Raw genomic sequence first — 2,911 nt, forward strand, 5'->3', positions numbered from 1 at the left:
GAATCAGCGTTCATCTGCGTGGGTCAGCGTCCTCATTTGACCTTTGTGCAGTAGAGCCACAGATTTTTTCCATGCCCCGTCATCGGGCGAATGGATGTCCCACGGTGGAATGTTGTCCTCTGGAGGATGGGTTGGTCAAGTGGACTGCTCCTGGTGTATACTGGGCCACGTCTTCGACCATGAGGCTTCGCGTCCCTGAATCCATCGGCTCGGGCTGGCGTCCAGGGGCATGAGCCTCCATCCCTCGGCCCTCAAACCACGGCACAGCAGGTGACATGGCTCCAATTTTGTTCGTGTTGGCGATTGTATGGGGGGTAGCTCTCTTGTGGGTCTGGCGGCAGGAGCAGGCGGGTCGGGTCGCCCCGGGCCGCCACCGGGACCTGCTGGCCGGGACGATCTTGGGGCTGCTGGTCCTCGGATTTTTCTGGCGTACCCTGACCGGTGAAGTCTACCAGCCGGCCGATGGCGGCGATCTGGTCAGCTTCCTGTTCCCCACCTATCGCTTCGCCGCCGGGCAGATCCATGAGGGCCGACTTCCCCTGTGGAATCCGTACCTGTACGGCGGCAGCCCCTTCATCAGCGACATTCAGGCCGGCTTTTTCTACCCGCCCAATCTGTTCCTCTTCCTGCTCTGGCCCGACTTCCCTTACCCGGCCCTCCAGTGGCTGGCCGTGCTCCATCTCTTCTGGGCTGGCCTGGGCATGTACGTGCTGGTGCGCGGCATCGACTTCGGCCCGGTGCGTCTCTCCCGCTTGGCGGCCATTTTTGCTGCCCTGGCCTTTGCCCTGAGCGATCCTTTCCTGATCCATCTGGGCAACCTCAACCTGATCGCAGTCCTGAGCTGGCTTCCCTGGGTGCTGGCCGCGTTTCAGGCCGCCCTCCAGCGGCGGGACCTGCGCTGGGCCATGGTGGCTGCCGGGCTCTTCGCGGTGGCCAATTATGCGGGGCATATCCAGAGTTCGTATTACATCGCCCTGGCGCTCCTGCTGTACGCTGCCGTTTGGGCCGGGTGGGAATGGCGGACAGGAGCGGCCGCCTCGGGTCCGCACCGGTGGGGACGTGGCTGGTTTCCCCTGGCCTGCCTGGCCGGGACGGGCGTGGTCACCGGGCTGCTCACCGCGCCGATTCTGCTGCCCGGGCTGGAGCTGAGCCGCTACACCGAGCGCAGCCTCTTCACCTATCAGGACACGGTGGCCTTTTCCCTGGCGCCCACCCAGCTCATCGGCCTCATCACGCCGGGCTTCTTCGGCCGGGGGCCGGCGCTCCACTGGAGCCTGTGGGACCGGGTGGAGCTGCCCTACCTGGGGGTGGCGGCCCTGTTGTCCGGGGTGGCCGGCTACTGCCTGGCCGCGCCCAGGCTGCGTCGGCACCTGGTGCCCTGGCTGGTCATGGCCCTGTTCGGGCTGGCCACGGCCCTGGGCATCTACGCCATCCTCCACGGCTGGCTGACCCTACTCTTGCCCGGCTTCGGCCAGTTTCGTGCCCCAGCCCGGGCGCTGATCCTGTGGAGCCTGGGCGGAGCTGTCCTGGCGGCCGTGGGCCTGGACGCGGTGCGCACCTGGCCGGATCGGCCCCGGGAAGACCCGGCCGCCGGGGAGGCCGCCGGGCTGCTGGACGGCGTGCTGCGGGGCGGCGCCCTCATCCTCCTGGGGATCCTGCTGCCCCTCAGCTATCTTTCCCTGCTCCTGACCCAGGAGAACGACACGGTCTTTCTGCGGGCTTCGGTGGCCGGGCTGGCCCTGGTCTGGGCCGGGATCTTTTGGGGGGGGACCTGGTTTTTGATGGGCGCCCGGCGGCGGGCCTGGATTTCCGGGCCTGCCTTTGCCCTGGCCATGGTGGGCCTGCTCTTCTTCGACCTGGCTGCCACCGGCGCGTACACCGACATCAGTCCCCAGGATCCCACGGTCGGCTTCCAGCATCCTGAGATCGTGGACTTTCTGCGCCAGGATGAGGGGCTCTTCCGCATCGACACCCGCACGGACATCGCCGACCGCTGGCAGCCCGATGCGGCTGCCCTCCATGGCCTGCAGGACGTGGGCGGCGTGGCCAATCCCCTGGTGCTGCGCCACTGGACCCTGCTGTGGGAGTCCCTGGGCGGCCGCCACACCCGCCTCTACGACATGCTGAACGTGAAGTATGTGCTGGCCCGCGCGGATACGCCCCTGCCGGAGGGGAAATTCGAGCCCGTCTTCGCCGCGCCCCGGGATCTGATCCTCTACCGCAACCGGGACTTCCTGCCCCGGGCCTGGCTGGTCCACCGGGCTGTGGTTGTCCCGGATGAGACACTCGCCCGGGACAGGCTCCAGCAGCCAGACTTTGACCCCACCCAGACGGTGCTCCTGCACGACGAGGGGGCGCCAGCGCTGGAGGTCTCGCCGGGCGGCGCGGAGCAGGTGACCGTCACGGCCTATGGCCCCAACGAGATCCGGCTCTCGGTGCAGGCCACCGCGCCCGCCTATCTGCTCCTGAGCGAGGTCTGGTATCCCGGCTGGCAGGCCACCGTCAACGGGGAGCCGGCAACCATCTACCGGGCCAACCTGGCCCTGCGGGCCGTAGCGGTGCCGTCGGGGGAGTCCACGGTGGTGCTGCGCTTTGCACCGGCCACCTGGCGCTGGGGCATCGCCCTTTTTGGCCTGGGCCTGGTGCTGCTGGTGGCGGGGAGCTTGCCCTGGATGCGCATCAGCAAATCCCGGCAGAAATTCGCCGATAGGATCATCCGTCCCATGACGAGGCATTGAAATGCCTCGCTGGGGCCGGAAATCCGTTGAAAACGGATTCAAGCCGGGCACCATCTGCCCCGTGGAGTGCGTTTCAACGCACTTGGGTATGCCAGCCGATGATTTCAATCATCGGCCCAAGGCTGCACAAAGGTCAAATGAGGACGCTGACCCACGCAGATGAACGCTGATTC

At 67.0% G+C, this 2,911-nt stretch carries 1 protein-coding gene; it reads left to right on the forward strand.

The window, feature by feature from the left end; genetic code table 11:
* The first annotated feature begins 275 nt into the window (after positions 1-275).
* The gene (locus FKZ61_RS23600; RefSeq protein ID WP_141612621.1) at positions 276-2,738 is read left to right on the forward strand and encodes a YfhO family protein; all 2,463 of its coding nucleotides are present in this window, start codon (positions 276-278) and stop codon (positions 2,736-2,738) included.
* Positions 2,739-2,911: the final 173 nt, after the last annotated feature.

Source organism: Litorilinea aerophila (assembly GCF_006569185.2).
GTDB classification, from domain to species: Bacteria; Chloroflexota; Anaerolineae; order Caldilineales; family Caldilineaceae; genus Litorilinea; species Litorilinea aerophila.

Coding starts and splice junctions, on each gene's coding strand:
- FKZ61_RS23600 (WP_141612621.1), top strand. CDS start 276: ATGGCTCCAATTTTGTTCGTGTTGGCGATTGTATGGGGGGTAGCTCTC.